Annotated in this window: 25 protein-coding genes and 1 tRNA gene; 14 read left to right on the forward strand and 12 right to left on the reverse strand. The window is 67.0% G+C overall.

The window, feature by feature from the left end:
• Positions 1-3: 3 nt before the first annotated feature.
• The gene (gene hemW / locus ACRYLO_RS18415) at positions 4-1,143 is read left to right on the forward strand and encodes a radical SAM family heme chaperone HemW (RefSeq protein ID WP_482661502.1); all 1,140 of its coding nucleotides are present in this window, start codon (positions 4-6) and stop codon (positions 1,141-1,143) included.
• Positions 1,144-1,308: 165 nt separating this feature from the next.
• Here hemW and ACRYLO_RS18420 read toward each other — a convergent pair whose 3' ends face one another.
• Entirely contained in the window at positions 1,309-2,508 is a 1,200-nt protein-coding gene (locus tag ACRYLO_RS18420; RefSeq protein ID WP_482661503.1) for a penicillin-binding protein activator, read from the reverse strand.
• 11 nt (positions 2,509-2,519) lie between these two features.
• Between ACRYLO_RS18420 and rsmI the strand changes: the two genes are divergently transcribed.
• The 4 genes from rsmI to ACRYLO_RS18440 all read left to right on the forward strand — a co-directional run bounded on the left by rsmI (position 2,520) and on the right by ACRYLO_RS18440 (position 5,511).
• Positions 2,520-3,356 (forward strand): 16S rRNA (cytidine(1402)-2'-O)-methyltransferase, encoded by an 837-nt coding sequence (gene rsmI / locus ACRYLO_RS18425; RefSeq protein WP_482661504.1) that lies wholly within the window; start codon positions 2,520-2,522, stop codon positions 3,354-3,356.
• A 153-nt stretch (positions 3,357-3,509) separates the two neighbouring features.
• Positions 3,510-3,866 carry a YraN family protein gene (locus tag ACRYLO_RS18430; RefSeq protein ID WP_482661505.1) on the forward strand — a complete coding sequence of 119 codons (357 nt, stop codon included), beginning with the start codon at positions 3,510-3,512 and terminating at the stop codon, positions 3,864-3,866.
• Between the two features lie 52 nt (positions 3,867-3,918).
• Complete coding sequence (gshB, locus tag ACRYLO_RS18435) at positions 3,919-4,875, forward strand: glutathione synthase (protein WP_482661506.1); 957 nt, start codon at positions 3,919-3,921, stop codon at positions 4,873-4,875.
• Between the two features lie 33 nt (positions 4,876-4,908).
• The gene (locus ACRYLO_RS18440) at positions 4,909-5,511 is read left to right on the forward strand and encodes a DedA family protein (RefSeq protein WP_482661507.1); all 603 of its coding nucleotides are present in this window, start codon (positions 4,909-4,911) and stop codon (positions 5,509-5,511) included.
• Here the strand turns inward: ACRYLO_RS18440 and gloB are convergent.
• From gloB to ACRYLO_RS18460, 4 genes are read right to left on the reverse strand one after another with little or no spacing between them, the layout of a single operon-like run.
• Positions 5,508-6,239: a hydroxyacylglutathione hydrolase gene (gene gloB, locus ACRYLO_RS18445; RefSeq protein ID WP_482661508.1), complete on the reverse strand. Its 732-nt coding sequence runs from the start codon at positions 6,237-6,239 to the stop codon at positions 5,508-5,510. The two genes, ACRYLO_RS18440 and gloB, sit on opposite strands and share 4 nt — an antisense overlap.
• Positions 6,239-6,703, reverse strand: coding sequence for a VOC family protein (locus ACRYLO_RS18450; RefSeq protein WP_482661509.1), 465 nt, complete (start codon positions 6,701-6,703; stop codon positions 6,239-6,241). Before ACRYLO_RS18450 ends, gloB begins: the two co-directional genes overlap by 1 nt.
• Positions 6,704-6,756: 53 nt before the next feature.
• Complete coding sequence (locus ACRYLO_RS18455) at positions 6,757-7,500, reverse strand: tetratricopeptide repeat protein (RefSeq protein ID WP_482661510.1); 744 nt, start codon at positions 7,498-7,500, stop codon at positions 6,757-6,759.
• On the reverse strand, positions 7,500-8,222 hold the full coding sequence (locus ACRYLO_RS18460) for an alpha/beta fold hydrolase (RefSeq protein WP_482661511.1): 723 nt from the start codon (positions 8,220-8,222) through the stop codon (positions 7,500-7,502). Before ACRYLO_RS18460 ends, ACRYLO_RS18455 begins: the two co-directional genes overlap by 1 nt.
• 183 nt (positions 8,223-8,405) lie before the next feature.
• Between ACRYLO_RS18460 and ACRYLO_RS18465 the strand changes: the two genes are divergently transcribed.
• Positions 8,406-9,299 (forward strand): tyrosine recombinase XerC, encoded by an 894-nt coding sequence (locus ACRYLO_RS18465; protein WP_482661512.1) that lies wholly within the window; start codon positions 8,406-8,408, stop codon positions 9,297-9,299.
• A 64-nt stretch (positions 9,300-9,363) separates the two neighbouring features.
• On the forward strand, positions 9,364-9,966 hold the full coding sequence (locus tag ACRYLO_RS18470; RefSeq protein WP_482661513.1) for a superoxide dismutase family protein: 603 nt from the start codon (positions 9,364-9,366) through the stop codon (positions 9,964-9,966).
• A 6-nt stretch (positions 9,967-9,972) separates the two neighbouring features.
• Here ACRYLO_RS18470 and thpR read toward each other — a convergent pair whose 3' ends face one another.
• Entirely contained in the window at positions 9,973-10,512 is a 540-nt protein-coding gene (gene thpR, locus ACRYLO_RS18475) for an RNA 2',3'-cyclic phosphodiesterase (protein ID WP_482661514.1), read from the reverse strand.
• A 129-nt stretch (positions 10,513-10,641) separates the two neighbouring features.
• Between thpR and ACRYLO_RS18480 the strand changes: the two genes are divergently transcribed.
• Entirely contained in the window at positions 10,642-11,388 is a 747-nt protein-coding gene (locus ACRYLO_RS18480) for a Bax inhibitor-1/YccA family protein (RefSeq protein WP_482661515.1), read from the forward strand.
• 127 nt (positions 11,389-11,515) lie between these two features.
• On the forward strand, positions 11,516-11,752 hold the full coding sequence (locus ACRYLO_RS18485) for a hypothetical protein (protein WP_482661516.1): 237 nt from the start codon (positions 11,516-11,518) through the stop codon (positions 11,750-11,752).
• 33 nt (positions 11,753-11,785) lie between these two features.
• Here the strand turns inward: ACRYLO_RS18485 and ACRYLO_RS18490 are convergent, their stop codons facing one another.
• From ACRYLO_RS18490 to ACRYLO_RS18505, 4 genes are all read right to left on the reverse strand, one after another.
• Positions 11,786-13,099: an amidohydrolase gene (locus tag ACRYLO_RS18490; RefSeq protein ID WP_482661517.1), complete on the reverse strand. Its 1,314-nt coding sequence runs from the start codon at positions 13,097-13,099 to the stop codon at positions 11,786-11,788.
• A 193-nt stretch (positions 13,100-13,292) separates the two neighbouring features.
• The gene (locus ACRYLO_RS18495) at positions 13,293-13,928 is read right to left on the reverse strand and encodes a DUF4893 domain-containing protein (protein ID WP_482661518.1); all 636 of its coding nucleotides are present in this window, start codon (positions 13,926-13,928) and stop codon (positions 13,293-13,295) included.
• A complete protein-coding gene (locus tag ACRYLO_RS18500) occupies positions 13,913-14,698 on the reverse strand; it encodes a 3-hydroxybutyrate dehydrogenase (protein WP_482661519.1) in 786 nt (261 codons plus the stop codon). The genes ACRYLO_RS18495 and ACRYLO_RS18500 overlap by 16 nt, the downstream gene beginning before the upstream one ends.
• A gap of 13 nt (positions 14,699-14,711) precedes the next feature.
• On the reverse strand, positions 14,712-15,860 hold the full coding sequence (locus tag ACRYLO_RS18505) for a patatin-like phospholipase family protein (RefSeq protein ID WP_482661520.1): 1,149 nt from the start codon (positions 15,858-15,860) through the stop codon (positions 14,712-14,714).
• Positions 15,861-15,969: 109 nt separating this feature from the next.
• Here ACRYLO_RS18505 and ypfJ point away from each other — a divergent pair, with 109 nt between their 5' ends.
• Both ypfJ and ACRYLO_RS18515 read left to right on the forward strand, forming a co-directional pair.
• Positions 15,970-16,863: a KPN_02809 family neutral zinc metallopeptidase gene (gene ypfJ / locus ACRYLO_RS18510; protein ID WP_482661521.1), complete on the forward strand. Its 894-nt coding sequence runs from the start codon at positions 15,970-15,972 to the stop codon at positions 16,861-16,863.
• 10 nt (positions 16,864-16,873) lie between these two features.
• On the forward strand, positions 16,874-17,341 hold the full coding sequence (locus tag ACRYLO_RS18515) for a GreA/GreB family elongation factor (RefSeq protein ID WP_482661522.1): 468 nt from the start codon (positions 16,874-16,876) through the stop codon (positions 17,339-17,341).
• Between the two features lie 75 nt (positions 17,342-17,416).
• Here ACRYLO_RS18515 and ACRYLO_RS18520 read toward each other — a convergent pair whose 3' ends face one another.
• Positions 17,417-18,289: a DUF2171 domain-containing protein gene (locus tag ACRYLO_RS18520; protein WP_482661523.1), complete on the reverse strand. Its 873-nt coding sequence runs from the start codon at positions 18,287-18,289 to the stop codon at positions 17,417-17,419.
• A 218-nt stretch (positions 18,290-18,507) separates the two neighbouring features.
• On the opposite strand from ACRYLO_RS18520, the gene ACRYLO_RS18525 reads away from it, so the two are divergent.
• Together ACRYLO_RS18525 and ACRYLO_RS18530 are read left to right on the forward strand one after the other, a co-directional pair.
• A tRNA-Ala gene (locus ACRYLO_RS18525) sits at positions 18,508-18,583 on the forward strand.
• A gap of 222 nt (positions 18,584-18,805) precedes the next feature.
• Positions 18,806-19,306 (forward strand): helix-turn-helix transcriptional regulator, encoded by a 501-nt coding sequence (locus tag ACRYLO_RS18530; protein WP_482661778.1) that lies wholly within the window; start codon positions 18,806-18,808, stop codon positions 19,304-19,306.
• 20 nt (positions 19,307-19,326) lie between these two features.
• On the opposite strand, the gene ACRYLO_RS18535 is transcribed toward ACRYLO_RS18530, so the two are convergent.
• Positions 19,327-20,400 carry an AraC family transcriptional regulator gene (locus ACRYLO_RS18535; protein WP_482661524.1) on the reverse strand — a complete coding sequence of 358 codons (1,074 nt, stop codon included), beginning with the start codon at positions 20,398-20,400 and terminating at the stop codon, positions 19,327-19,329.
• Positions 20,401-20,600: 200 nt separating this feature from the next.
• Here ACRYLO_RS18535 and ACRYLO_RS18540 point away from each other — a divergent pair, with 200 nt between their 5' ends.
• The gene (locus ACRYLO_RS18540) at positions 20,601-23,198 is read left to right on the forward strand and encodes a TonB-dependent receptor plug domain-containing protein (protein WP_482661525.1); all 2,598 of its coding nucleotides are present in this window, start codon (positions 20,601-20,603) and stop codon (positions 23,196-23,198) included.
• Positions 23,199-23,265 lie beyond the last annotated feature (67 nt).

Here is a 23,265-nt window from a genome sequence, read left to right on the forward strand (position 1 = left end):
CAGATGAACGCTGCCCAACCGAATGATGCCGAGCCGCTGGCGCTTTACGTCCACTGGCCGTTCTGCGTGTCCAAATGTCCCTATTGCGATTTCAACAGCCATGTCCGCGAGGTGGTGGACCAGGATGCGTGGCGCAAGGCGCTGCTTGCGGACCTTGCCTATGAGGCGGCGTTGCTGCCGGGGCGGCGGCTGGGGTCGATCTTTTTCGGGGGCGGCACCCCGTCGCTGATGCCGCCCGAGACGGTTGCGGCGGTGATCGATGCGGCGGTGGCGGCATGGGCGCCGCAGGGCGATCTGGAAGTGACGCTGGAGGCCAATCCGTCATCGGTCGAGGCGGCGCGCTTTGCCGATCTGGCGGCGGCGGGCGTGAACCGGGTGTCGCTGGGGCTGCAGGCGCTGGATGACGATGCGCTGGCGTTTCTGGGGCGGGCGCATGGCGTGGCCGAAGGGCTGGGGGCACTGGCGACGGCGCAGCGGCATTTCGGGCGGGTGAGTTTCGACCTCATCTATGCGCGGCCGGGGCAATCGGTGGCGGACTGGGAGGCGGAGCTGGCCCGCGCGCTGAGCTTCGGGACCGAGCATCTGTCACTGTATCAGCTGACGATCGAGCCGGGGACGCGCTTTGCGACGCTGGCGGCGAAGGGTGATCTGGTGATTCCGGATAGCGATGCAGCGGCGGATCTGTGGGACGTGACGCAGGCGCTCACCGGTGCGGCGGGGCTGCCGCTGTACGAGGTGTCGAACCATGCGCGGCGCGGGGCGGAGAGCCGGCATAACCTCAGCTACTGGCGCTACACCGATTATGCCGGGGTCGGGCCGGGGGCGCATGGGCGGCGCGGCGGGCGCGCGACGGTGCGGCACAAGAAGCCGGAGAACTGGATCGGTGCTGTGACCCGCAACGGGCATGGCGCGCAGGAGGAGACGGCGCTGACGGCGGCCGAGCGTGCGACCGAGGCGCTGGTGATGGGGCTGAGGCTGGCCGAGGGGGTTGATCTGGCGCGGATCGGGGCGGGGTTTGTCGATCCTGTCGCTGTGGAGCGGCTGGCTGGGCACGGGTTGATCGTGCGCGACGGCGACCGGCTGCGGGTGACCGATGCGGGGATGCCGGTGCTGGAGGGGATCTTGCGGGAGGTGGTTCTGTAATTCCTCCCCTGCGCAGCAGGGGAGGTGGCAGCGAAGCTGACGGAGGGGCCGCCCCGTAGAGGGCGGAATTTTGCCGAGCTGTTTACGGCCGTCTACGCGGCCGCCCCTCCACCACCGCCTTTGGCGGCGGTCCCCCTCCCCCAGCAAGCTGGGGGAGGAATTGGTTTACCGCCCGAAGCCTTGCGGTGCTGGCGACACGGTCACCGTGGTGCCGCCGCGAATCTCCTGCACCTCGAGCGCGCGTTCGGCGACGCCGTCGCGGCCGAAGCGGAAGGCGCCGTCGATCCCGCCAAAGCCGCCGCTGTCGCTGAGGCGATCGGTCGGGAAATTGTCGCCCGGGCGCCAGTCGCGCGCGATGCGGACCGTCAGGAGCACCGCGTCATAGCCGAGCGTCGACAGGCGATAGGGCGCAGCGCCGAAGCGCGCGCGATATTTGCCGGCATAGGTGCGGTAGAGCGTGTCCGACACGCTGGCGAACCAGCTGCCGTTGAGCGCGGTCATGCCGCCAACCGCCGAATCGCTGTTCCACAATTCGGTGCCGAGCACCTTGGCGCTGGCGTTGGCGCGGCGGATGCCGGGGACCGCAGTCACCGCGCCGCTCGCGCTGTCGGCGATCAGCACCGCCTGGAACGGCGAGCGCGCGAGGCGGGCGATCGCGGCGTTCATCGCGGGCGCGCCACGGTTATAGGTTTCGAGTGCGGTGACCTTGCCGCCCGCACCCTCGACCGCGCGCAGGAACGCGGTGCTGGCGCGGTCGCCATAGAGGCCCGTGGGCATCAGGCCGGCGAATTCGGTGACGCCGCTGCGCCGCGCATAATCGACCACGCGCTCGATCGACTGAGCAGGCGTGTAGCCCATCACATAGGTGCCGTTGCCGGCAACGCCGGTGTCGTTCGAGAAGGCGAGCACCGGCACCCCGGCGCGGCGGGCGAGCGGGGCGATGGCGCGGGCGTCTTCGGACAGCAAGGGCCCCAGGATCAGCTTGTTGCCATCGGCAAGCGCACGAGTCGCCGCCGCCGTCGCGCCGAGCGCGGTGTCATAGGTAGTGATGCGGACATTGTCCGCCTTGAGGTCGAGGATCGCGAGCTGCGTCGCGTTGGCGAGGCTGCGGCCGATCCCGGCATTGGTACCCGACAGCGGCACGAGCAGCGCGACGCGGTGGCGTTCGGTGTCGGCTTCGGGCAGGCCGGGACGGACCGGCGGCGGGGTGGTCGGGCGGACCGGCTGAGTCGGACCGGGGCGCACCGGCTCGGGCGGCGGGCCGGATGGGCGGACGCAGGCAGACAGCGCAAGCGCCGCGCCGATCACGATTCCCCGAATGATCCGCGACATGCCCGGTTGGCGTTTCGCTGCTGCCTCTGCCATGACGTTCCCCAATGACTTCTGTTCTTGCGCCCGGCCTCTACATCGTCGCGACGCCGATCGGCAATCTCGGCGATCTTTCCCCGCGTGCGTCTGAAATACTCCTGAACGCCGATGTGGTTGCGGTTGAGGACTCGCGTGTGACAGCGGGGCTGTTCCGGCACTTGGGCGCAAAGCGGCCGATGACGCCCTATCACGACCATAATGCGGAGGCCGTGCGGCCGGGGCTGGTCGCGCGGATGGCGACGCAGGCGGTGGCTTTGGTGTCGGACGCGGGGACGCCGTTGATCTCCGACCCCGGATATAAATTGGTGCGCGATGCGCGGGCGGCGGGGCATGCGGTGGTGACGATTCCCGGGCCGTGCGCGGGGATCGCGGCGCTGACGCTGGCCGGGCTGCCGACCGACCGGTTCCTGTTCATGGGATTTTTGCCGAGCAAGCAGCAGGCGCGGGCCGAGGCGATTGCTGAGATCGCCGGGGTGCGCGCGACGCTGGTCTTCTACGAAAGTGGGCCGCGGCTGTCGGCGGCGCTGGCGGCGCTGGCCGAGGGGCTGGGGGATCGCGAGGCGGCGGTGGCGCGCGAGATCACCAAGAAGTTCGAGGAATGCGTGACGGGATCGCTGACCGAGCTGTCAGCGCGCTATGCCGAGGGCGGGCCGAAGGGCGAGATCGTCGTGGTGGTCGCTCCGCCGGGCGAGGCGGCACCGGCGAGCGCGGAGGATGCCGATGCAGCGCTGGCCGAGGCGCTGACGCGGCTGCCGGTGTCGAAGGCGGCGGGCGAGGTCGCCAAGCGGCTGGGGCTGGACCGCAAGGCGCTGTATGCGCGCGCGATGGAGATGAAGGGTGGCTAATTCCTCCCCGGCACGGGGAGGTGGCGCCGCGAAGCGGCGACGGAGGGGCCGCCCCGAAGAGGGCGGTGCGTGCGGCAAGCGACACCGCCGTCTGCGCGGCGGCCCCTCCACCGCCTTCGGCGGTTCCCCTCCGCATGCCGGGGAGGAATTTTAATGACCCGCGACCGCCGCCTTGCCGAACAATCTGGCCGCGACGGGGAGACGCGGGCGGCGTGGTATTTGCGGTTGCGGGGGTGGCGGATTCTCGATCGACGGGTGCGGACCCCTGCCGGGGAGGTCGATCTGGTCGCCAAGCGGGGCAGGCTGGTTGCGTTTGTCGAGGTGAAGGCGCGCAAGTCCGCCGCCGAGCTGGACTTTGCGATCGATGAGCGGCGGCTGGCGCGGGTTGCGGCGGCGGCGGAATATCTGATGCCGCGCTATGCGGCCAATGGCGAGGATATCCGGGTCGACGTGCTGTTGCTCGCCCCGGGCGTGCGGCCGCGGCATATCGAGAATGCTTGGATCGGGTGACATTCGTCCACCGGCTCCCTACTTGCCGCGTTGAACCGATAAAGGATCGCGAATGCCCCTTACCGTCGCCGTCCAGATGGACCCGCTCGATTCGATCAATATCGCGGGCGATTCGACCTTTGCGCTGATGCTGTCGGCGCAGGCGCGCGGGCATCGGCTGTTCCATTATGCGCCTGAGGCGCTGAACTATGCCGATGGGCGGGTGTGGGCCAAGGCGCATCCGGTGACGGTACAGCGCGTCGCGGGCAATCATTTCGTGTTCGGCGATCCGGTATCGCTGGACCTGGGCGATGAGGCGGATGTCGTGCTGATGCGGCAGGATCCGCCGTTTGACCTGGGCTATATCACCGCGACGCATCTGCTCGAGCGGATCGCCGACCGGACGTTGGTGGTCAACGATCCGGCGAGCGTGCGCAATGCGCCCGAGAAGGTGTGGGTGCTCGACTATGCGCGCTTCATGCCGCCGACGCTGATCACGCGCGACTATGACGAGGCGAAGGCGTTTCTCGCCAAGCACGGTGCGATCGTGGTCAAGCCGCTGCACGGCAATGGCGGCAAGGCGATCTTCAAGATCGACAGCGACGGCGCGAACCTCTCGTCATTGATCGAGGTGTTCAATACCGCCTATCGCGAGCCGCACATGGTGCAGGCGTTCCTTCCCGATGTGGCAAAGGGCGACAAGCGCATCGTGCTGGTCGATGGCGAGGTGGCGGGCGCGGTCAACCGCGTGCCGGGCGAGGGCGAAATCCGGTCGAACCTGGCGGTCGGCGGGACCGCGGCGAAAACCGAACTGACCGCGAAGGAGCAGGAAATCTGTGCCGCGCTGGCGCCGGAGCTGAAGCGGCGCGGGCTGATCTTTGTCGGGATCGACGTGATCGGCGGCGAGTGGCTGACCGAGATCAACGTGACCTCGCCGACCGGGATCGTGGCGATAGACCGGTTCAACGGGACCGATACCGCCGCCATGATCTGGGATGCGATCGAGCGCCGCGTCGCTGCGCGCGGCTGATCCTTTTCCCCTGATTAGCGTTTGGCGTCCCTTATGACCGAATTCATTCTGAACCTGATCGCCTGGGGCGGCTATGTCGGGATCTTCATCCTGATGACGCTCGAGAATGTGTTTCCGCCGATTCCGTCCGAAGTCATCATGGGGCTGGGCGGGATGGCGGTGGCGCGTGGCGACATGGACATGACGCCGCTGCTGATCGTCGCGACGCTGGGGACCACGTTCGGCAACATGTTCTGGTATGGGGTGGGGCGCTGGATCGGGATCGCGCGGCTCAAGCCGTTCGTCGACCGCTATGGCCGGTGGCTGACGCTGACCTGGGACGAGGTCGAGCAGCTCAACCGCTTCTTCAACCGCCACGGGCTGTGGGTGGTGTTCTTCTTCCGCTTCCTGCCGACGTTCCGCACGATGATCTCGCTGCCCGCCGGCATGGCGAAGATGGGGATGCCGCGCTTCCTGCTCGCGACGTTCGTCGGGAGCGCGATCTGGAATGCCGTGCTGGCCTATGCCGGACTGCTGCTGGGATCGCGGTTCGAGGAGCTGCAGGTCTATGTCGGCCCGGTCGCGATCGTCACCACGGCTGCGGTGGTGGTGGTATGGGCGTATCGCGTGGTGACCTGGAAGCGGCGGGTGCGTTAACCCCGGAAACTGTCCTTGGCCGCGCGGCGTTCGGCTAGTTCCTCAACCGATGCGGCGCGCATGAAGGGGTTGGTGGCGCGTTCGAGTGCGATGGTGGTCGGCACGGTCGGCAGGCCCTGCGCGCGTAGTGCGTCCACCTGCGCCATCCGCTCAACCAGCGCCGCATTGTCCGGTTCGGCGACCAGCGCGTAGCGGCCGTTCGATTGCGTGTATTCGTGCGCGCAATAGACGGTCGTTTCGCCGGGTAGCGCGGCGAGGCGCTGCATGTTGGCGAACATCTGCGCCGCCGTCCCTTCGAACAAGCGGCCGCAGCCCATCGCGAACAGCGTGTCGCCGACGAACACGATCTCCGCTTCTGGCAGATGATAGGCGATATGGCCGGCGGTGTGGGCGGGGACGTCGATCACCTCTGCCTTGAACGCGCCGAGCGTCACCGTCTCGCCCTCAGCCACCAGCCGGTCGGCGGTGGGGATCTTGGCCGCTTCGGCGGCGGGGGCGATGATGGAGCAGCTGGTGGCGGCCTTGATCGCGGCATTGCCCCCGGTGTGATCGGGGTGCCAATGCGTGTTCCAGATCGCCGAGATCGTCCAGCCGCGCGCTGCCGCCGCCTCCAGCACGGGTTCCGCGACGGCGGGGTCGACGACGATCGTCTCCCCCGACGCGGCGTCATGCGCGAGCCAGATGTAATTGTCGCTGAGCGCGGGGATCCGGACGACCTTGATTGCCATCACCAGACCCCGGTGTTGGGCATCGACGCCCAGGGTTCGGCGGGGGCGAGGTGGCCGTCCTGCAGCAGTTCGACCGAGATGCCGTCGGGGCTGCGCACGAACGCCATATGGCCGTCACGCGGCGGGCGGTTGATCGTGACGCCGGCGTCCATCAGCCGCTGGCAGGTTTCGTAGATATTCTCGACGCGATAGGCGAGATGCCCGAAATTGCGGCCGCCGGTATAGGTTTCGGCGGCGCTGCCATCCTCGGGCGGCCAGTTATAGGTGAGCTCCACCTCGGCACGCGGACGGCCGTCGCGCTCGGACGTGTCGGCGGCGATGTCGCCCGGCGCGGCGAGGAAGATCAGGGTGAAGCGCCCCTTCTCGCTCTCCATCCGCCGGGTTTCCTTGAGGCCGAGCAGTTCGAAGAAGCGGATCGAGGCGTCCGGGTCGGTCACCCGGATCATGGTGTGAAGGTAATGCATCGGGAGTCCCTGTCGCTGGTTCGGGCCAGAGATAGGGAGGATGCGGCCGGAGTCTATTGCTGCTCGGCAAATTGTTGGAGCGCGGCGCGGGCGGAGGCGCCGATCGGGCCGTCGGGCGACAGCTGCGCCGCGCGAGCCCAGGCGGCCTTGGCCCCGGCTTCGTCGCGTGCAACGGCAGCGATGTTACCGGCCTCGAGCTGGACCGAGGCGTCGTCGCCAGCCATTTCCAGCGCCTTGGCGATATGCTCGCGGGCGAGCGGCACATTGCCGGTGCGGCGCGCGAGGTTGGCGGAGAGCAGCCACGCCATCGGGTCTTTCGCAGCGTGGACCAGTGCCTTGTCGAGGTCGCTGCGCGCGCCCGCCAGATCGCCCGATGCGACCAGCGCGCGGGCGCGGTCGAGATGGGCTTCGCCGAGTTCCAACCCCTCCAGCATGCCTGTGGCGAGCGCAGCGTCGAGTGCGGCGCGGGCTTTCGCGGCCTCACCGGCGGCGAGCCAGGCATTGCCGGCTTGCGCCCAATATTTGGATGCGCGGCGGTCGCGGGCGACTTCGGCCTCACGCGCGGCGGTTTCGAATGCGCCGCCCGCGCTGACCCAGCGCTGTTGCCGGGCATAGGCCATGCCGCGGCATTGTTCGGCGAAAAAGCGCCCGCCCGCCATGCGCCAGCGATTGGCCTCGGCAATCCCGGCCGCGGGTTCATCGACCGCGAGTTCGACACAGCGTTCCCAGCGCTGTTCCTCGGGCGAGGGCGGGCCAACGGGGGCGGTCTGGGCGGCGGCAGCGAGAAGGAGGAGCATCATGATGTGGGGAGCAGGTCCTCTAGGGTGCGCAGCATCAGGGCGATGTCCTGCGGGCGCGACAGACGGTGGTCGCCGTCCTTGACGAGGAGTGTCTGCACATCGTCTGAACGGAGCAGGCCGGCGAGGGTGACGCTGCGCTCCCATGGCACATCGGGGTCACGCTGGCCGTGGATCAGCCGGGTGGGGATGGGCAGGTCGATCGGGCCATGCATCAGCCGGTTCGCCTCGCCCGAGGACCAGAAGGCACGGGTGGTGACGGTGGGTTCGGGTGCGTATTCGGACGGCTGTTCGAGGCGGCCTTCGTTGAGCAACGTCAGTTTCTGCGCCTCTGTGAAGCCCCAGTCGGTGAAGTCGGGGGCGGCGGCGATGCCCACCATCCCGACGACGCGGTCCGGCCGCGCCCTGGCCACGAGCAGCATGATCCACCCGCCCATCGACGATCCGACAAGGATGACGGGTCCTTCGATCAGCCGGTCGATCAGCAGCAGCACATCGTCGCGCCAGCTCGCCAGCGTCTGATCCTCGAACGCGCCTTCGCTCTCGCCGCAGCCGGCATAGTCGAAGCGGAGAAAGGCGCGGCCGGTGGAGTGCGCCCAGTCCTCGAGTGCGACCGCCTTGCTCCCGCTCATGTCGGAGGCATAGCCGGGGAGGAAGACGATGGTCGGCCCGGTGCCGGGGCTGTGGCGATAGGCGAGGCGGTGGCCGGCGGTGTTGATCATGGGAGGGGAGTGTAGGGCAAACGTCGCACAATCTGAACCGTTTGTGCTGAGCCTGTCGAAGCACTATTCCCACCAGATGTGGTTCTCGGCCCTTCGACAAGCTCAGGGCAAACGGGCGTGGTCGTTCAGGAGGCGTGCGCTTTGAACCATGACGCGCGCGGCCCGCTTGGTTAGGGTGGGCATATGGACGATCGGCCCCTCCCCCTGCTCTTCGGCGCGCATCTGGCGCGGGATCGGCGGCGGTCGGTGCATACGGTGCGGGCCTATGAGGCGAGCGCGGCGCGGCTGATGGCGTTTCTGTCGGGGCATTGGGGCGGCGCGGTGGATCGTGCGGCGCTGGCCAAGGTGAGCGCGGCGGATCTGCGCGCCTATCTGGCGCAGCGGCGCAATGACGGGATCGGAAATGCCAGCGCCGCGCGCGAGCTGTCGGCGGTGCGGGCGTTCCTCAACTTTGCGGGTGGGGAGGACGCCGAGCTGCCCCGGCTGCGCGGCCCACGCGTGCGCAAGGGCGTGCCGCGCCCGATATCGCCGGATGAGGCGGTGGCGCTGGCGGAGGAGGTGGCGGACGATGCGCGCGAACCGTGGATCGCGGCGCGCGACCTGGCGGTGCTGCTGCTGCTCTATGGCGCGGGGCTGCGGATCGGGGAGGCGATGGCGCTGACCGGCGCGGCGCTGCCGCTCTGCGAAACGCTGCGGGTCACGGGCAAGCGCGACAAGACGCGGATCGTGCCGCTGTTGCCGCAGGTGCGCGCGGCGGTGGAGGACTATGTGCGGCAATGTCCCTATGGCACCGCGCCGGGGGCGCCGCTGTTTCGGGGCGCGCGGGGCGGGCCGCTCGATCCGGCGCTGGTGCGGCGGGCGGTGCGCAAGGCGCGGGTGCAGCTGGGCTTGCCCGAGCGGACCACGCCGCATGCGCTGCGCCACAGTTTCGCCACGCACCTGTTGGGGCGCGGGGCGGATCTGCGCGCCTTGCAGGAGTTGCTCGGCCATGCCAGCCTCAGTTCGACGCAAATCTATACGGCGGTGGACGCGGCGCATCTGCTCGATGTCTATCGCAACGCCCATCCGCGGGCGTGACATGCGGAACCCTTTCCCCCGCTCGGCCATTGGGGTCGCGGGCTTTCAGAACAGGAGAGATGAGATGATCCGGACCAGCTGCGCGATTGCCGCGCTGATGCTGACCGCTGCTTGCGGTGGCGCAGAGACGACCAACACGGCCATGCCTGCGAACGACACGATGATGGCCAACGACACGATGATGATGGGCAACGACGCGATGCCGATGGATAATGGCAGCGCCGCCGCCGAAAGCGCGACCGCAACGCTCGCCAAGGCCGATGGCAGCGCCGCGGGCAGCGCGGTGGTCACGACCACGGCTGAAGGGCTGGCGGTGACCGTCTCGGTCACCGGGATCACCCCGGGCGAGCATGGCGTGCATGTCCATATGACCGGCAAGTGCGACGCGCCGGCCTTCACCACGGCGGGCGGTCACTGGAACCCGGCCTCGACCCAGCATGGCCTCGACAATCCGCAGGGCTCCCATGCCGGCGACATGCCCAACCTGAACGTGGCGGATGACGGCACCGGCACGCTGACCTTTACGCTGCGGTCGGGGACGATGGCGCAGCTGCTCGACGCCGATGGCTCGGCGTTCGTGGTGCATGCGGGCGAGGATGACCAGAAGACCGATCCGTCGGGCAATAGCGGCGATCGCGTTGCGTGCGGCGTGTTCGCGGCGGGATAACTGCCCTTACGAGCCGGTCAGCGCGTAGCGCGCGACCGGCTCGTAGCTTGCGCCGCCATGGCCAAGGTGGCTTTCGTACAGCGTCATGTGGGTGACCGCGAAGTCAGGGCTGGTCAGCGCGGCGTGGCGGGCGAGGAAGGTGTCGACCGGTCCCGCCGATCCCGCGAGCCGCGCCAAGGTGATGTGTGGGACATAGGCGCGGTGTTCGGGTTCCAGGCCGATGGCGATCAGCGCGCGGTCGATCTTCTTGTGCAGCGCCGCCAGCGGATCGCGCGGCGCTACCCCCGCCCAGATCGCGTTGGGGCGACCCTTTGTTTCGAACGTCCCGCACCCGGCAATGCGCAGCGGGGGAAGCGCGGCGCGGATCGCGGAGAGCGCAGTCGCGGCATCCTCGGCGGTGCGCGAATCGACCGGGCCGATGAAGCGCAGGGTGATGTGGAGCTGATCTTCGTCCTGCCAGCGCGCCCCTTCGACCCCGTCCATCACGTCGATGAGCAGGTCGCGAATCGGGGCTGGCGGGCGCAATGCGACGAACAGACGGTGCATCAGCGGGCATTAACCCACTTCGTCAGAGGCGGCGATTCCGGTTTTCCTTGAATCTGCGCGGCAGAACCATGATATTCGATCACATCCGGGCGGCCAATATTCAGAGACCGCCGGGCAAAGGAGTTTGAGATGGCGAACTGGTCTGACCCCCATTCGACCGCCGCACCGTTTGCGACGGCCGCAGGTACGCGGGATAGTGCCGCGTATGATGCGGGGCTGCGGTCCTACATGCTTTCGATCTACAACTATATGGCCTCGGGCGTGCTGCTGAGCGGCATCGTTGCCCTCATGTTCGCATGGGGCGGTGAGACGTCGATCGCCGCTTCGGTCTTCGCCAATGGCGGGCCGCTGGTGTGGCTGATCATTCTGTCGCCGCTGGCGATCGTGCTTGCGATGAGCTTTGGGCAGAACAAGTTCTCGACGCCCGCGCTGCAGGGCATGTTCTGGAGCTTCACGGTCCTGATGGGCCTGTCGCTTTCGACCTTGCTGCTGCGGTATAGCGGCGAATCGGTTGCGCAGGCGTTCTTCGCTGCCGCAGCGGGCTTTGCTGGCCTGAGCCTCTATGGCTACACGACCAAGAAGGACCTGTCGGGACTGGGCAGCTTCCTGATCGTCGGCCTGATCGGCATCATCGTTGCGTCGATCATCAACATCTTCACCCAGTCGGGCACGCTGTCGCTGATCATCAGCGTGGCGGGCGTGCTGATCTTCGCGGGTCTGACGGCGTATGACACGCAGCGGATCAAGAGCGTTTATCAGTATGTCGCCGGCACCGACATGGTCGGCAAGGCAGTGATCATGGGTGCGCTGAACCTGTATCTGGACTTCATCAACATGTTCCAGTTCATCCTCAGCCTCATCGGCAACCGCGAATAATCCGCGACGCCGCTGGCGAATATCGGAAGGGCCCGGCCAGCAATGGCCGGGCCCTTCTGCGTTTCGGGGGCGGAACGCTAAACCGGGCGCGCGCGTTTCCAACGTCCACCCAATCGGGAGAGAGACGATGGACGACGACAAGAAGCGCGGCGACGCCGGGACCGACGAGAGCATCGCGGAACGGCTGGAGAAGAATCCCGAGAGCAAGCAGGCGCGGCTCGATCGCGCGCTGGATGAATCGATGGATGCGTCCGATCCGCCCTCGGGCACCCAGCCAATCCATGCGCATCATGCGGCACCTTCGACTGGCTATGATGCCGAGAAGGAGGCGGAGTTGGCGAGGAAGAAGGATGAGGCTGAGTAACTTTGTCCTCCCCCTTGGTGGGGAGGATTGAGATTACCGCTTCATCACATCGAGCGCCGCCGCCGTCATTGCTTCGGCGGCGGTGCCGATCACCTTCTCGGCATCGGGCGCCCATTTCGGGCTGTGGAGTGAAGGGAGGCCGGTGCCGCCATTGGCCTGCGCCTTGTCCCACGCGTGCTGCGGGACGCCGCCGACCCAGTAGATCACGCTTTTCACCGACGGATCGGCGATCGGGTAGCGGCCGAAATCCTCGCCCGCCATGGTCGGCGCGATGTCCTGCACGCGGGCCTCGCCGAAGCGGGCGGTGAACAGCGTCTTGAGCTGGCCCGCAAAGGCCGGATCGCTGACCGCGGGTGGCGTGAAGGGTTCGCGAACGGTAACGATCGGCATGCGATCCTCCGGCACCCCGGCGGCAATCGCCTCACCCTTGGCGATGCGGGCGATGCCGTCGAGCAATTGCTTGCGCACCTCCGGCGTATAGGCGCGGACGGTGAGCAGCAGCAGCGCAGAATCCGGAATGATGTTGTGGCGGGTGCCGCCCTGGAAGCTGCCGACCGTGACCACGGCGGAATCGAGCGGGTCGATCTCGCGCGCGACGATTGTTTGCAACGCCGAGACGATGCGCGCCCCGAGCACGATCGGGTCCTTGGTCGTAGCGGGATAGGCGCCGTGGCCGCCGACGCCCTTGACCACGATGTCGACCGAATCGACGCTGGCAAAGGTCGGGCCGCTGCGGATGCCGATCGTCCCGGCAGGCAGGGCGGCGCTGTTGTGGAAGGCGATGGCGTGGGTCGGCTTGGGGAAGCGCGTGTAGAGCCCGTCCTTGAGCATCGCGAGCGCGCCGGCGCTATTCTCCTCTGCCGGTTGTGCGATCATCACGAGTGTGCCGCGCCACTGGTCCTTCATCGCCGCCAGGTTGCGCAGCGCGCCGACCCAGGCGGTCATGTGCGTATCGTGCGCGCAGGCGTGCATCACGCCGCTCTCCACCCCCTCGGGCGTGCGGGTGCGCACCTTTGACGCGAAGGGCAGGCCGGTTTCCTCGGTCACCGGCAGGCCGTCCATATCGGCGCGGATCATGACCACCGGGCCGTCGCCATTCTTCAGCACCGCGACGACGCCGGTCCCGCCGACCTGTTCGGTGACGGTATAGCCGGCCTTGCGCGCTTCGGCGGCGAGCTTGGCGGCGGTCTTCACCTCGGCGAGGCTGACCTCGGGATTGGCGTGGAGATCGCGGTACAGCGTCATCAGCGACGGCAGCTCACGCGTCGTGGCGTCGCGGACGCTGTCGGCGGCGGCGGGGACGGCGAGTGCGAGCGTCGCGGCGGCGGTGGCGAGGAGCGTTTTCATGGCGCTACCCTAGCCGGGCGTCGTGGGGACGCAACGACGAAGCGGGCTTAGACAATCCTCCCCCGCCAGGGGGAGGTGGCAGGCGCAGCCTGACGGAGGGGGAGGAAGCACGACCTCTTAGAGGGCGCTGCCGTCCTCCCCCTCCGTCGCCTTCGGCGCCACCTCCCCCTGGCGGGGGAGGATCAGAAGGCGATTATCCCGCCGGGACCAGTTCGATCACGTCGAGCTGCGAATCGAAATTGGGATAGGGCAGCACCAGCCGCCAGCGGCCGATGGCGACGCGTTCGATATAGCCGGCCATGTCGCGCTTGCGGTCGAGGCTGTAGGGCAGTGCCTTCTGCTCGTCGCCGAGTTCGAGCGTGCCGAGGAAGATCACCCGCGCATCGGTTTCGGCGTAGAGCGTGCCCGAGGGACGCTGTTCCCCTTCAAGTACGGCGAAGACCGGCATCTCGCCATCGCGGCCGACGCGGCAGCGCACCAGTGGGCGCTCCGCGAAGGTCTGCAGGTCGGGGCGATACGCGCCGAGCTTGAACGTGCGGCAGCGATAGTCGCCCGCGGGCGGCATGGCGTTGGCAATAGCGCGGTCGGGTTCGAACAGCGCGCCGCCGCGCGCGATCGCGCCATTGTCGGCGGTGCGCGCCGCGGGCAGGGCGGTGACCCATGCCTTGCGCCAGTCGCGCAGCCGGTCGCGGTCCGGTTCGGTCGCGACGGCGCGCCAGCGCGTTTCGGGCGGCGTTTCGACCAGGCTGAGGCCGTCGCGGGCGCATGCCGTGAGCGTCAGGCCCGCGGCGAGGGTGAGCAGCGCGGGGCGCATCATGCCGCGGTCCATCCGCCGTCCATGCTGTAATTCGCGCCGGTAATCGAGCGCGCGTCGTCGCGGCACAGGAACAGGGTCAGCGCGGCGACCTGTTCGGGCAGCACGAATTCCTTGGTCGGCTGGGCAGCGAGCAGGACGTCGTTCATCACCTGCTCGCGGGTCATGCCGCGCGCCTTCATCGTGTCGGGGATCTGGTTTTCGACCAACGGCGTCCAGACATAGCCGGGCGAGATGCAGTTGACGGTGATGCCGTCGGTCGCGGTTTCCAGCGCGATCGTCTTGGTCAGGCCCGCGACGCCATGCTTGGCGGCGACGTACGCGGACTTGTTGGGGCTGGCGACCAGGCTGTGGGCCGAGGCGGTGTTGATGATGCGGCCCCATTTCGCGGCCTTCATATGCGGGACGGCGGAGCGCATCATGTGCCAGGCCGAGGACAGGTTGATCGCGATGATCGCGTCCCATTTCTCGGGCGGGAACTCCTCGATCTTCGCGACGTGCTGGATGCCGGCATTGTTGACGATGATGTCCGGCCCGCCGAGTTCGGCATGGCAGCGTTCGACCATCGCGTAGATCGCGTCGGGCTTGCTCATGTCGGCGCCGTCGTAGCGCGCCTTGGCCCCGCTGATCCCTTCCAGCCCCGCGCGCTCGGTTTCGATCGCGTCCGCGTCGCCGAAACCGTTGATCATCACGCTCGCGCCCTCGGCCGCCAGCGCCTTGGCGATGGCGAGGCCGATGCCGGAGGTGGAGCCGGTGACGATGGCGGACTTGCCCTTGAGGAACATGGGATACTCCTGATTAGCGTTTGGCGAGGTCGAAGGCGGCGGTGCGGCCGTCGGCGATGTTGCTGGCGATCAGGCGGGCATTGGCCATGGTGCGCGCGACATCGTCGCGGCCCGCCTGCCAATGTTCGCGCATCGAGCGCGCGGAAAATTCGAAGTCGCGGCTGCCCCCCTCCCACGCATTGGCGCGATAGATCAGGTGGACGAGGCTGACCGGCTTTTCGTCCGCTGCGGCCCGCAGGATCGCGACATCGGGATCGTCGGCAAGGCTGTCGGGCAGCTTGGCGAGCACCTTGCGGATCAGCTCGCGTTCCTTGCGCAGCTTCAACCGCTCGTCGCTGACCTGGCGGGTGCGGCTGGAGAAGCGGATTTCCTTTTCGCGCGCCATCACGTCGGTGATGGTGTGCGGCATGGCGGCGGCGGCGGAGAAGAGGTCGACCTGAAACACCAGCATCGCGCTGCGCTGATGATCGAGGACGTGGATCAGCGGGGTGTTGGAGACGATGCCGCCGTCCCAGTAGAATTTCCCGTCAATCTCGACCGGGGGCAGGCCGGGCGGCAGCGCGCCCGAGGCCATGATGTGGCGCGCATCGATGCGGTCGGTGGTCGTGTCGAAATAGCGGAAATTGCCGCTTTCGATCTCGACCGCGCCGACCGAGAGGCGGACCGGGCCGGTGTTGAGCAGATTCCAGTCGACCAGCGAATCGAGCGTCTCGGCCAGGGCGGCGCTGTCATAATAGCTGAGCGCGGCGCAGCTGCCCGGCGTTGCGAGAAAGGGCGGGACGGTACGTGGGTGGAAGAAGCCCGGAACGCCCTGCATCAGCACTGCGGCGGCGGACCATTCATGCACCAGCTCGCGCACCTGATCCTGCGGGAAGATCGGGAAGCTGGGCAGGCCGCTGGTGACGCGGTTCCAGAACGCCTCGAGCCGCTCGACCCGGCGCTCGGGCGGGTTGCCCGCGACGATCGCGGCGTTGATCGCGCCGATCGAGATGCCAGCGACCCAGTCGGGTTCGATGTCGGCGCTCGCCAGCGCCTCGATCACCCCGGCCTGATAGCTGCCCAGCGCGCCGCCACCCTGCAGCACCAATGCGACGCAGCCGGGCAGGGGGAGCAGCGCATCGCGGCCCGGTTTGCTGCGTCGCTGTGGATCGGCGTCGGCCATGGCGCACATGTGGTGCAATGCAGTGCGAAGGGCAATGCGGGATTCTTCATGCAACGCGATGCCGCTTGGGGCATTGTGGCGGGACGGAAACGAACAAAGGGGAAGGGCCATGCGGCTCGACGATCTCGATCCCAGTAACAATGTCCGCGATCTGGGCTCGGGCGGCGGCGGCGGTTTCGGCGGCGGGGGTGGCAACATCCTGTTCGCGCTGCTGCCGATGTTGTTGGGCAGCCGGCTGGGCTGTGGCACGATCGCGCTGATCGGCATCGGCGCAGCGATCTTCATGACGGTTGGCGGTGGCGGCGCGCTGTTGAGCGGCGGCGGCACGACCGGCGGCGGCGGGCAACAGGTCGCGCAGCAAAAGGCATGCGACACGCCCGAGGAGCTGCAGGCATGCCGGGTGATGACCAGCACCGAACAGACCTGGACCAAATTGTTCGCTGCGGACGGCCAGCGCTATCCCGCGCCGGTGCTCAATTTTTACGAGGGCGGGGTGCAGTCGGGCTGTGGCAATGCCACTTCGGCGGCCGGGCCATTCTACTGTCCGGCGGATCGCGGCATCTATCTCGACACCGGCTTTTTCCGTGAGCTGGCGACGCGGTTCGGTGCGGCGGGCGATTTCGCGCAGAATTATGTGATCGCGCATGAGGTCGGCCATCATATCCAGAATGTTACCGGCACGATGGATCGGGTGCGTGCGCGGCAGGCGCGGATGACTCAAGTCGAGGGCAATGAACTGTCGGTGCGGGTCGAGCTGCAGGCGGATTGCTATGCCGGCGTGTGGGCGGCGCAGAATCGCGAGCGACTGGAAGCCGGCGATATCGAGGAAGGGTTGCGCGCTGCCGAGGCGATCGGCGACGATACGCTGCAGCGTAAGGCACAGGGCACGATCGTGCCCGAGAGTTTTACCCATGGCACATCGGCGCAGCGCATGAAGTGGCTGAAGCGCGGGCTGGACAGCGGCAACCCCGCCGCCTGCGACACGTTCAGCGGCGCGATTTGAGGATGGTTGAATGAGTGTCGCATTCCGCCGCGAAAGCGACGAGGAACATAAGGAACCCCGGTTCGAGCTGCCGATCCCGACCGGCCCCAATCTGGTAACCGCGCGCGGGCTGGCGTTGATCGATGAACGGGTGCGTGCGCTTGAGGCGCAGCTCGATAGCATCGAGGGCGAGGAGGCACGTGCGCCGCTGCTGCGTGACCTGCGCTATTGGCATACGCGCCAGACCACGGCGCAACGCGCGCCGGTGCCGGAGGCGGATATGGTCGCGATCGGATCGCGCGTTGGCTTTCGCCTGAACGGGCGCGCGCGGTCGATCGATATTGTCGGCCATGACGAGGCCGACCCCGCGCAGGACCGCATCGCGTTCCAGGCTCCGCTCGCCGCCGCGATGCTTGGCGCGGAGGTGGGCGAGCGCGTCGATTTCGGCGGGCGCAGCGAGGCGATCGAGATCCTTTCGGCCGAGCCGATCCCTGTCTGACGCGAAAAGGCCCGGGTGTCGCCACCCGGGCCAAAGGGGGCGGACCGGCGAACCGGCTCCGCCTGGGAGTCCCGGTCAGTAGGTGCCGGAAGTGCTGCGATTGAGGTAATGCGGGCCGCGATTGTCGTCGCTCTCGCGCTCACCGAACATCGCGCCGCTGCGGTCTTCGTCGCGCCACGCGGCCTTGGCTTCGTCCGCCGTCTTGCGGATCGTCACCTTGTCGTCGACCGACTCGATCCAGCGCGAGGGGATCGAATGGTGATGGCCGCCGGCATCGGGATCGCTCTTGGTCAGAACGATGCGGTCGCCGCGCACTTTGTCGACCGTGCCGACATGCGCGGCGTCGGAACCAACCACTTCCATATGCTCCGTCACGCGGGCGAGCGAACTGCGCTGCCCCTGACGCTCGGTGCGCCAGGCGCCGAATTCGTGTTCGAACCGCGTCTGATTTTCGCGGCGATATTCGTGATAGTCGCGGTCGAGATCCTCGATCTGGCGGCGGCGCCAGCCATGATAGTCGTCGTCACGGCCATCATTGCCATAGCGGGCGTCATAACGTGCATCCGCTTCGCGGCGGCGCTCTGCTTCGTCGTCGCCGAACCAGGAGCGGACTTCGTCGCCCGCGCGGTCGAAAAAGCCGCGATCGTCATAGCTGTAGCCTTCGGGGCCGCGTCCGCGACCGCTGCGACCTTCGTCATATTGGTTGCGATGGCCGCGGCTGCCGCTGGTGTAGCGATCGTCATAGTCGTGACCACTGCGCGCACCATAGCGGTCGTGACTGCGATCGCCCCGGCCGCGCTCATCCTGGGCGTAATATTCCCGCGCGCTTGACCGGCTGCGGTCGCGATCCGGGTCGTAGCCATAGCCATAGCTGGAACTGCGCGACGAACTGCGGTCGCTCACGCCCCAGTCATTGCGATTATCGTTGCGATAGGGTTCGTAGCCCATTGGCTCCTCCTCATCCTGCCGGTTTCCGGGCAAGCGCCATCCGCCTGCCCCACGACAAAAAAATGAACGAGTTGCGGGGCTTGTTCCGACCTGCCGGGGTGCCTGTGCGACGAGCGGGGGCAGGGACCGGGCCACCGGAAAATCCACGCGATGGCCGTTGCAAAGCGGGCAGAGGAAAGCTAGACGAACCGCCTTCCGGCGGTGTCGGGAGGTGGAGTGGGGCTGTAGCTCAGATGGGAGAGCGCTGCAATCGCACTGCAGAGGTCAGGGGTTCGATTCCCCTCAGCTCCACCACCCGCAATTGATTTTATTCCCTTTTTTCTCGATTTTCTGCATCGGTCATATTTCCAGTCATAAACTTGGCGCCGGATTTCTGCAGCTTCTCATGGACACTGCCGGATTGGCAAAGCTTCCCGGGAAGCAAGGGGTGGGATTTGGCGGACTAAGTTCGGCGGTCACGGTGACCGATCTCTCTCGGACGATTACCAGGAGGCTCTTTGGAAAGCCGCCAGGCGTATCCTCGGCCTCCCCGCAGTTCTCGCACGCGCCGGTTTAAGCCGGTCGACCCACCGCCGGATGGTGGATCAAAGAAGCTTTCCACAAAACGTGCAGCTCAGCGAGCGCTGCATTGGCTCGCGAGATGTAGGTTGCCTAGCGCCTCGCGCGCGGCGCGACCGCGCTCTATCGCCCGCTGCACGTCGCCACCGAAGCACGGTCTCGTATCGGCGGTCGAGTCGCACCAAGCACAGGCTCCTGAACTGCGGTCAGACGGCGCTCGTCCGTCTTATTCAAGTAGAGAATGGAGGGAATGATGACCGGACGCGGTTCGACGATCGAATTCGAATGAGTGACGACAGCTCAGACGATTTCAACGGAATAGGGCCGGAAGCTGTCAGTCTGGTTTTGGTTGCCCGAGCCGTGATTGCTGACATAACCCCGGGTGTATTCAATGGCGTAGTTTCCGTTGCGTGTAGGCTCGCCGTAGCGACGCACTTCGGCTCGGCTGGCCCCTATTGAGCCCTGCTCGCAGTTAGGGGCTAGGTGCTCGCGCGCAATGCGCTGATCGTCTTTCCGGTCCAGCGCCGTACCGCGCGGCGCAAATTCGCGCTGTCGCTGAAGCCCACCTTCCATGCTACGTCGTCGACGCTCATCCGGGTCGTCTGCAGATATTCGATCGCCAGTTTGCGGCGGACATCGTCGACGATCGCACCATAGCTGGTGTCCTCTGCCGCAAGACGACGCCGCAGGGTTCGCTCCTGCATCCCCAACTGCGCGGCGATCGCGGTCATCGACGGAAATTCGCTCGGCGCGTTCAGCAGCAGTTGATAGACTTCGCCCGACAGACCCGACGAGATGCGCGCCTGACCGATCAGTCGCTCGCACGTTTCCTCCAGCATCGTCCGGGTCAGCCGGTTCCCCAGCTCCGGGGTCTGGTCGAGAATGCCAATTGGATAGTGAAGCTCATTTGCCGCCTCGCCATAGGAGCAGGGGCAGGACAGCGCTTTCGCATCGTCCGGCGCGAACGCGTCCTCGGGCAGCGCGAACAGCGCGCGCACGGGCAGATTGTCGGCGCCGGCGGTGTCGCGGATATGGGTGAAGGTCATCTTCATCTGCTGGCGGACGAGGAAGGTACGCACGTCGCTGCTCATCACGTCGCGATAGATTTCGCGGAATTGCCAGATCGCGCGGTCGCTCTCGGCGCGCCATTCGAGGCGGACGGTCGGCGTAGCGAGGGGCTGGTAGCGCACGGCAAAGTCGAAAAAGTCGCGCATCGTCGGCGAACACATGAGGGCGTAGCCATACATGCCATAGGCCGAGAGATGCAGCCGCGCGCCGATCGCAAACGCGTCAGCATAACTCGCCCCGGCGGCGACGATGTTCTCGCAGGCGGTGAGATACTGGCCGATTGAGGTCATGGTGTGCGGATCACGCACCTCTGCTAACGTCAGCCCGGTGCGGTCGAGCACGGTCTCTGCACCGATCCCGCGATCTGCGACTGTGTCGATCACCGTAGCGATCTTGAATGGCGCAAAGCTGCGCTGGTTGAGCGAGGGAAAGCCCGCACGTGGGTTGCGATCCAGCGCCGCGCCGCCGTCGTCCGCCTTTGCCATCGTCGCATCCTCCCGTTGCGCATGTCCGGTAGGGACACAGTGATGTCCGCCAATGCGCTTACCACGCGCTGTGTCAGACCATAAGCAAGGGTTCAAGTCGGCGCAGCCCGGCGGCGGCAAAGCCGCAACGCGAATAGATCAAGGAGGGGATACAGGTCATGTCGATCCGAACCGTTCAATTTGGGCACCGTGCACAGCTCTTGGCGCGTTCCGCCCTGGCGATCACGCTGCTGGCCGCACCTGCGGCCGCCTATGCGCAAACGACCGAAGCCGCCGCGCAGACCGATGCGGAAGAGTCGACCGAGGTGGTCATCACCGGGTCGAGCATCCGCGGCATCCCGCCCACCGGCTCCGGTCTGATCAGCGTGACGCGTGAGGATGCGAAGCTCATCGGTGCGGCGAGCACGCCCGAACTGCTCGCCACCGTGCCGCAGCTCAACAGCTTCAATACCGCGCCGCGCGTCAGCAACAACGGTCTCGGCTCGTTCGCGCCGGGTCTGCGCGGCCTGCCGACCGCCGCGACGCTTCCGCTGATGAACGGGCACCGCCTGATCTCCGGCAGCACGCAGCAGACCAATCCGGACTATCCGTTCATCCCTGAACTCGCGATCGAGCGGGTCGAGATCGTCGCCGATGGCGCGTCCGCCATTTACGGATCCGAAGCCGTTGCCGGTGTCGTCAACTTCATCACCCGTCGGCGGATCAAGGGTGTGGAGGCGATTGTCCGCTATGGCATCGCCGACGATTACAACGCGTTCAACGCGGGTCTCGCCTTCGGCCATGACTGGGGCAGCGGATCATTCGTCGCCGCCTACCAATATCAGGACAACAGCAACATCACCGGTGCCGATCGCAGCTATCGCTCGCTCGATTTCCGTGCAGTGGGCGGCATCGACACGCGTTCGGCGGTGTGCCCCGATGCCAACGTCAATCTGTTCGCCGGCACCATATATGCCGCGCCCAGCCTCGCGCCGGGCCTCAACACCTGCGACCCGCGCGGGCCGGTCGATTTGCTGCCCCAGAACCGCACGCACAGCGCATTCGTGTCGGCGCGGCAGGATCTGGCGGATGGGGTCACGCTATGGGCCGACTTCCTCTATTCGGACCGCCGCGATGTGGTTCAGGCCGCGCTGCCGGGGCAGACCTTCGTCCTGATCACCGCCGCCAACCCGTTTTTCCGCGCGCCGCCGGGGACGGGATCGGTATTCGGTTATTTCGATTTCCGTCCGGATCGGCTGGTTGGTGCGGATCATTTCGACCAGACCTTCCGCGTGCGCAGCGGCAATGCGACGGCGGGCGTCGATATCGACCTGCCGGGCAACTTCAAGGCGAGCGTCTATGGCTCGTTCAACTTCTCGCGCAACGACACCTTCCAGCCCGGGATCAACACCACCGCGCTGACCGCAGCCGCTGCGGGCACGACGACCGCGACCGCGCTCGACCCGTTCGGTTACGGCACGAGCCCGGCGGTGCGTGCGGCGATCCTCAACAACCCGACCACTTTCGACAACCGCCAGCGCACGCGCATCGGGGCGGTCAAGGTCGACGGTCCGCTCGCCGATCTGCCGGGTGGTGAACTCAAGATCGCGGTCGGTGCCGAATATCGTCGCGAAACCTATCGCCAGCGTGGCCAGAGCGGCGGGGTGGGGTTCCCCGAGGATCTCGAGCGCAACGTCAAGTCGCTCTATGGCGAGCTGTTCGTGCCGATCTTTGGCGAGGGGAATGCGACTGCAGGGATGCACAGCCTCGCGCTGTCGCTCTCAGGCCGCTTTGACGATTACAGCGACTTCGGATCGACCAGCAATCCCAAGATCGGGCTGACCTGGGAACCGGTCGAGGGCATCAACCTGCGCGGCAGCTATGGCCGGTCGTTCCGCGCGCCGGGTCTGCGCGATCTCGGCTCGACGGTCGGGTCCTATTACTCAGCCGCAGCCCTGGTCGATGCGTTCGGCGCGCGCGATCCGTCGCGCGGTGCGGCACAGGTCAACACGATCCTGCTGTTCGGCGGCAATCAGGCGCTGACGCCGGAAACCGCGCGGACCTGGTCCGCAGGCATCGATCTGCGGCCCAAGGCGATCCCGAACCTGACCGCCAGCGTCACCTTTTACGACATCCATTATGACAATGTGATCGGGACGCCGTCGGGGCTGGGCGCGCTGTTGTTCAGCGATCCGACCTTCGCCTCACGCGTCCTGCGCAACCCCACCCCGGCTCAGGTGAGCGCGGCGATCGCCAACACGGTGCCGTTCTTCTACACCTTTGCCGCGGTGCCGACGATCGGCAACATCCTCGACCTGCGCCAGGGCAATTTCGGGGTGCGGGAGACCAACGGGATCGATTTCGATCTGCGTTATCGCCACGATGTCGGCTTCGGCACGGTCTTCGGCGGGGTCGCGGGCAATTACATTCTGAACTACCGCAACCAGCTGTCGCCAACCTCGGCGGTGAGCAATTCGCTGGATGCCGGCATTCCGCGCACGACGCTGCGCACCACGCTCGGCTTTACCGCGGGGCCGGTGACCTTCGTCAATTTTGTCAACCATCGCAGCGGCGTGACGGCATCCTATGCGACGCCGACCGGGGCGGCGCTGTATGAGGCCGAAGGCTATACGACGGTCGACCTGCGCATGACGGTGCGGCTGCCCGATCTGGCCTTTGCCAAGGGGCTGGAGCTGGGGCTGCAGGTCAACGACCTGTTCGACGCGACGCCGCCCTTCTTCCCGGGCACCGATGGCATCGGCGGCGCTTACAACGCGATCGGTCGCTACGCGGCGATGAGCCTGCGCACATCCTTCTGATCGTTGGCGGGCGGCGTCTCGCACGGGACGCCGCCTGCTCACTGCATGAATAGCAACAAGGTTTGGC

The organism is Sphingomonas sp. SDUR79, assembly GCF_056821745.1.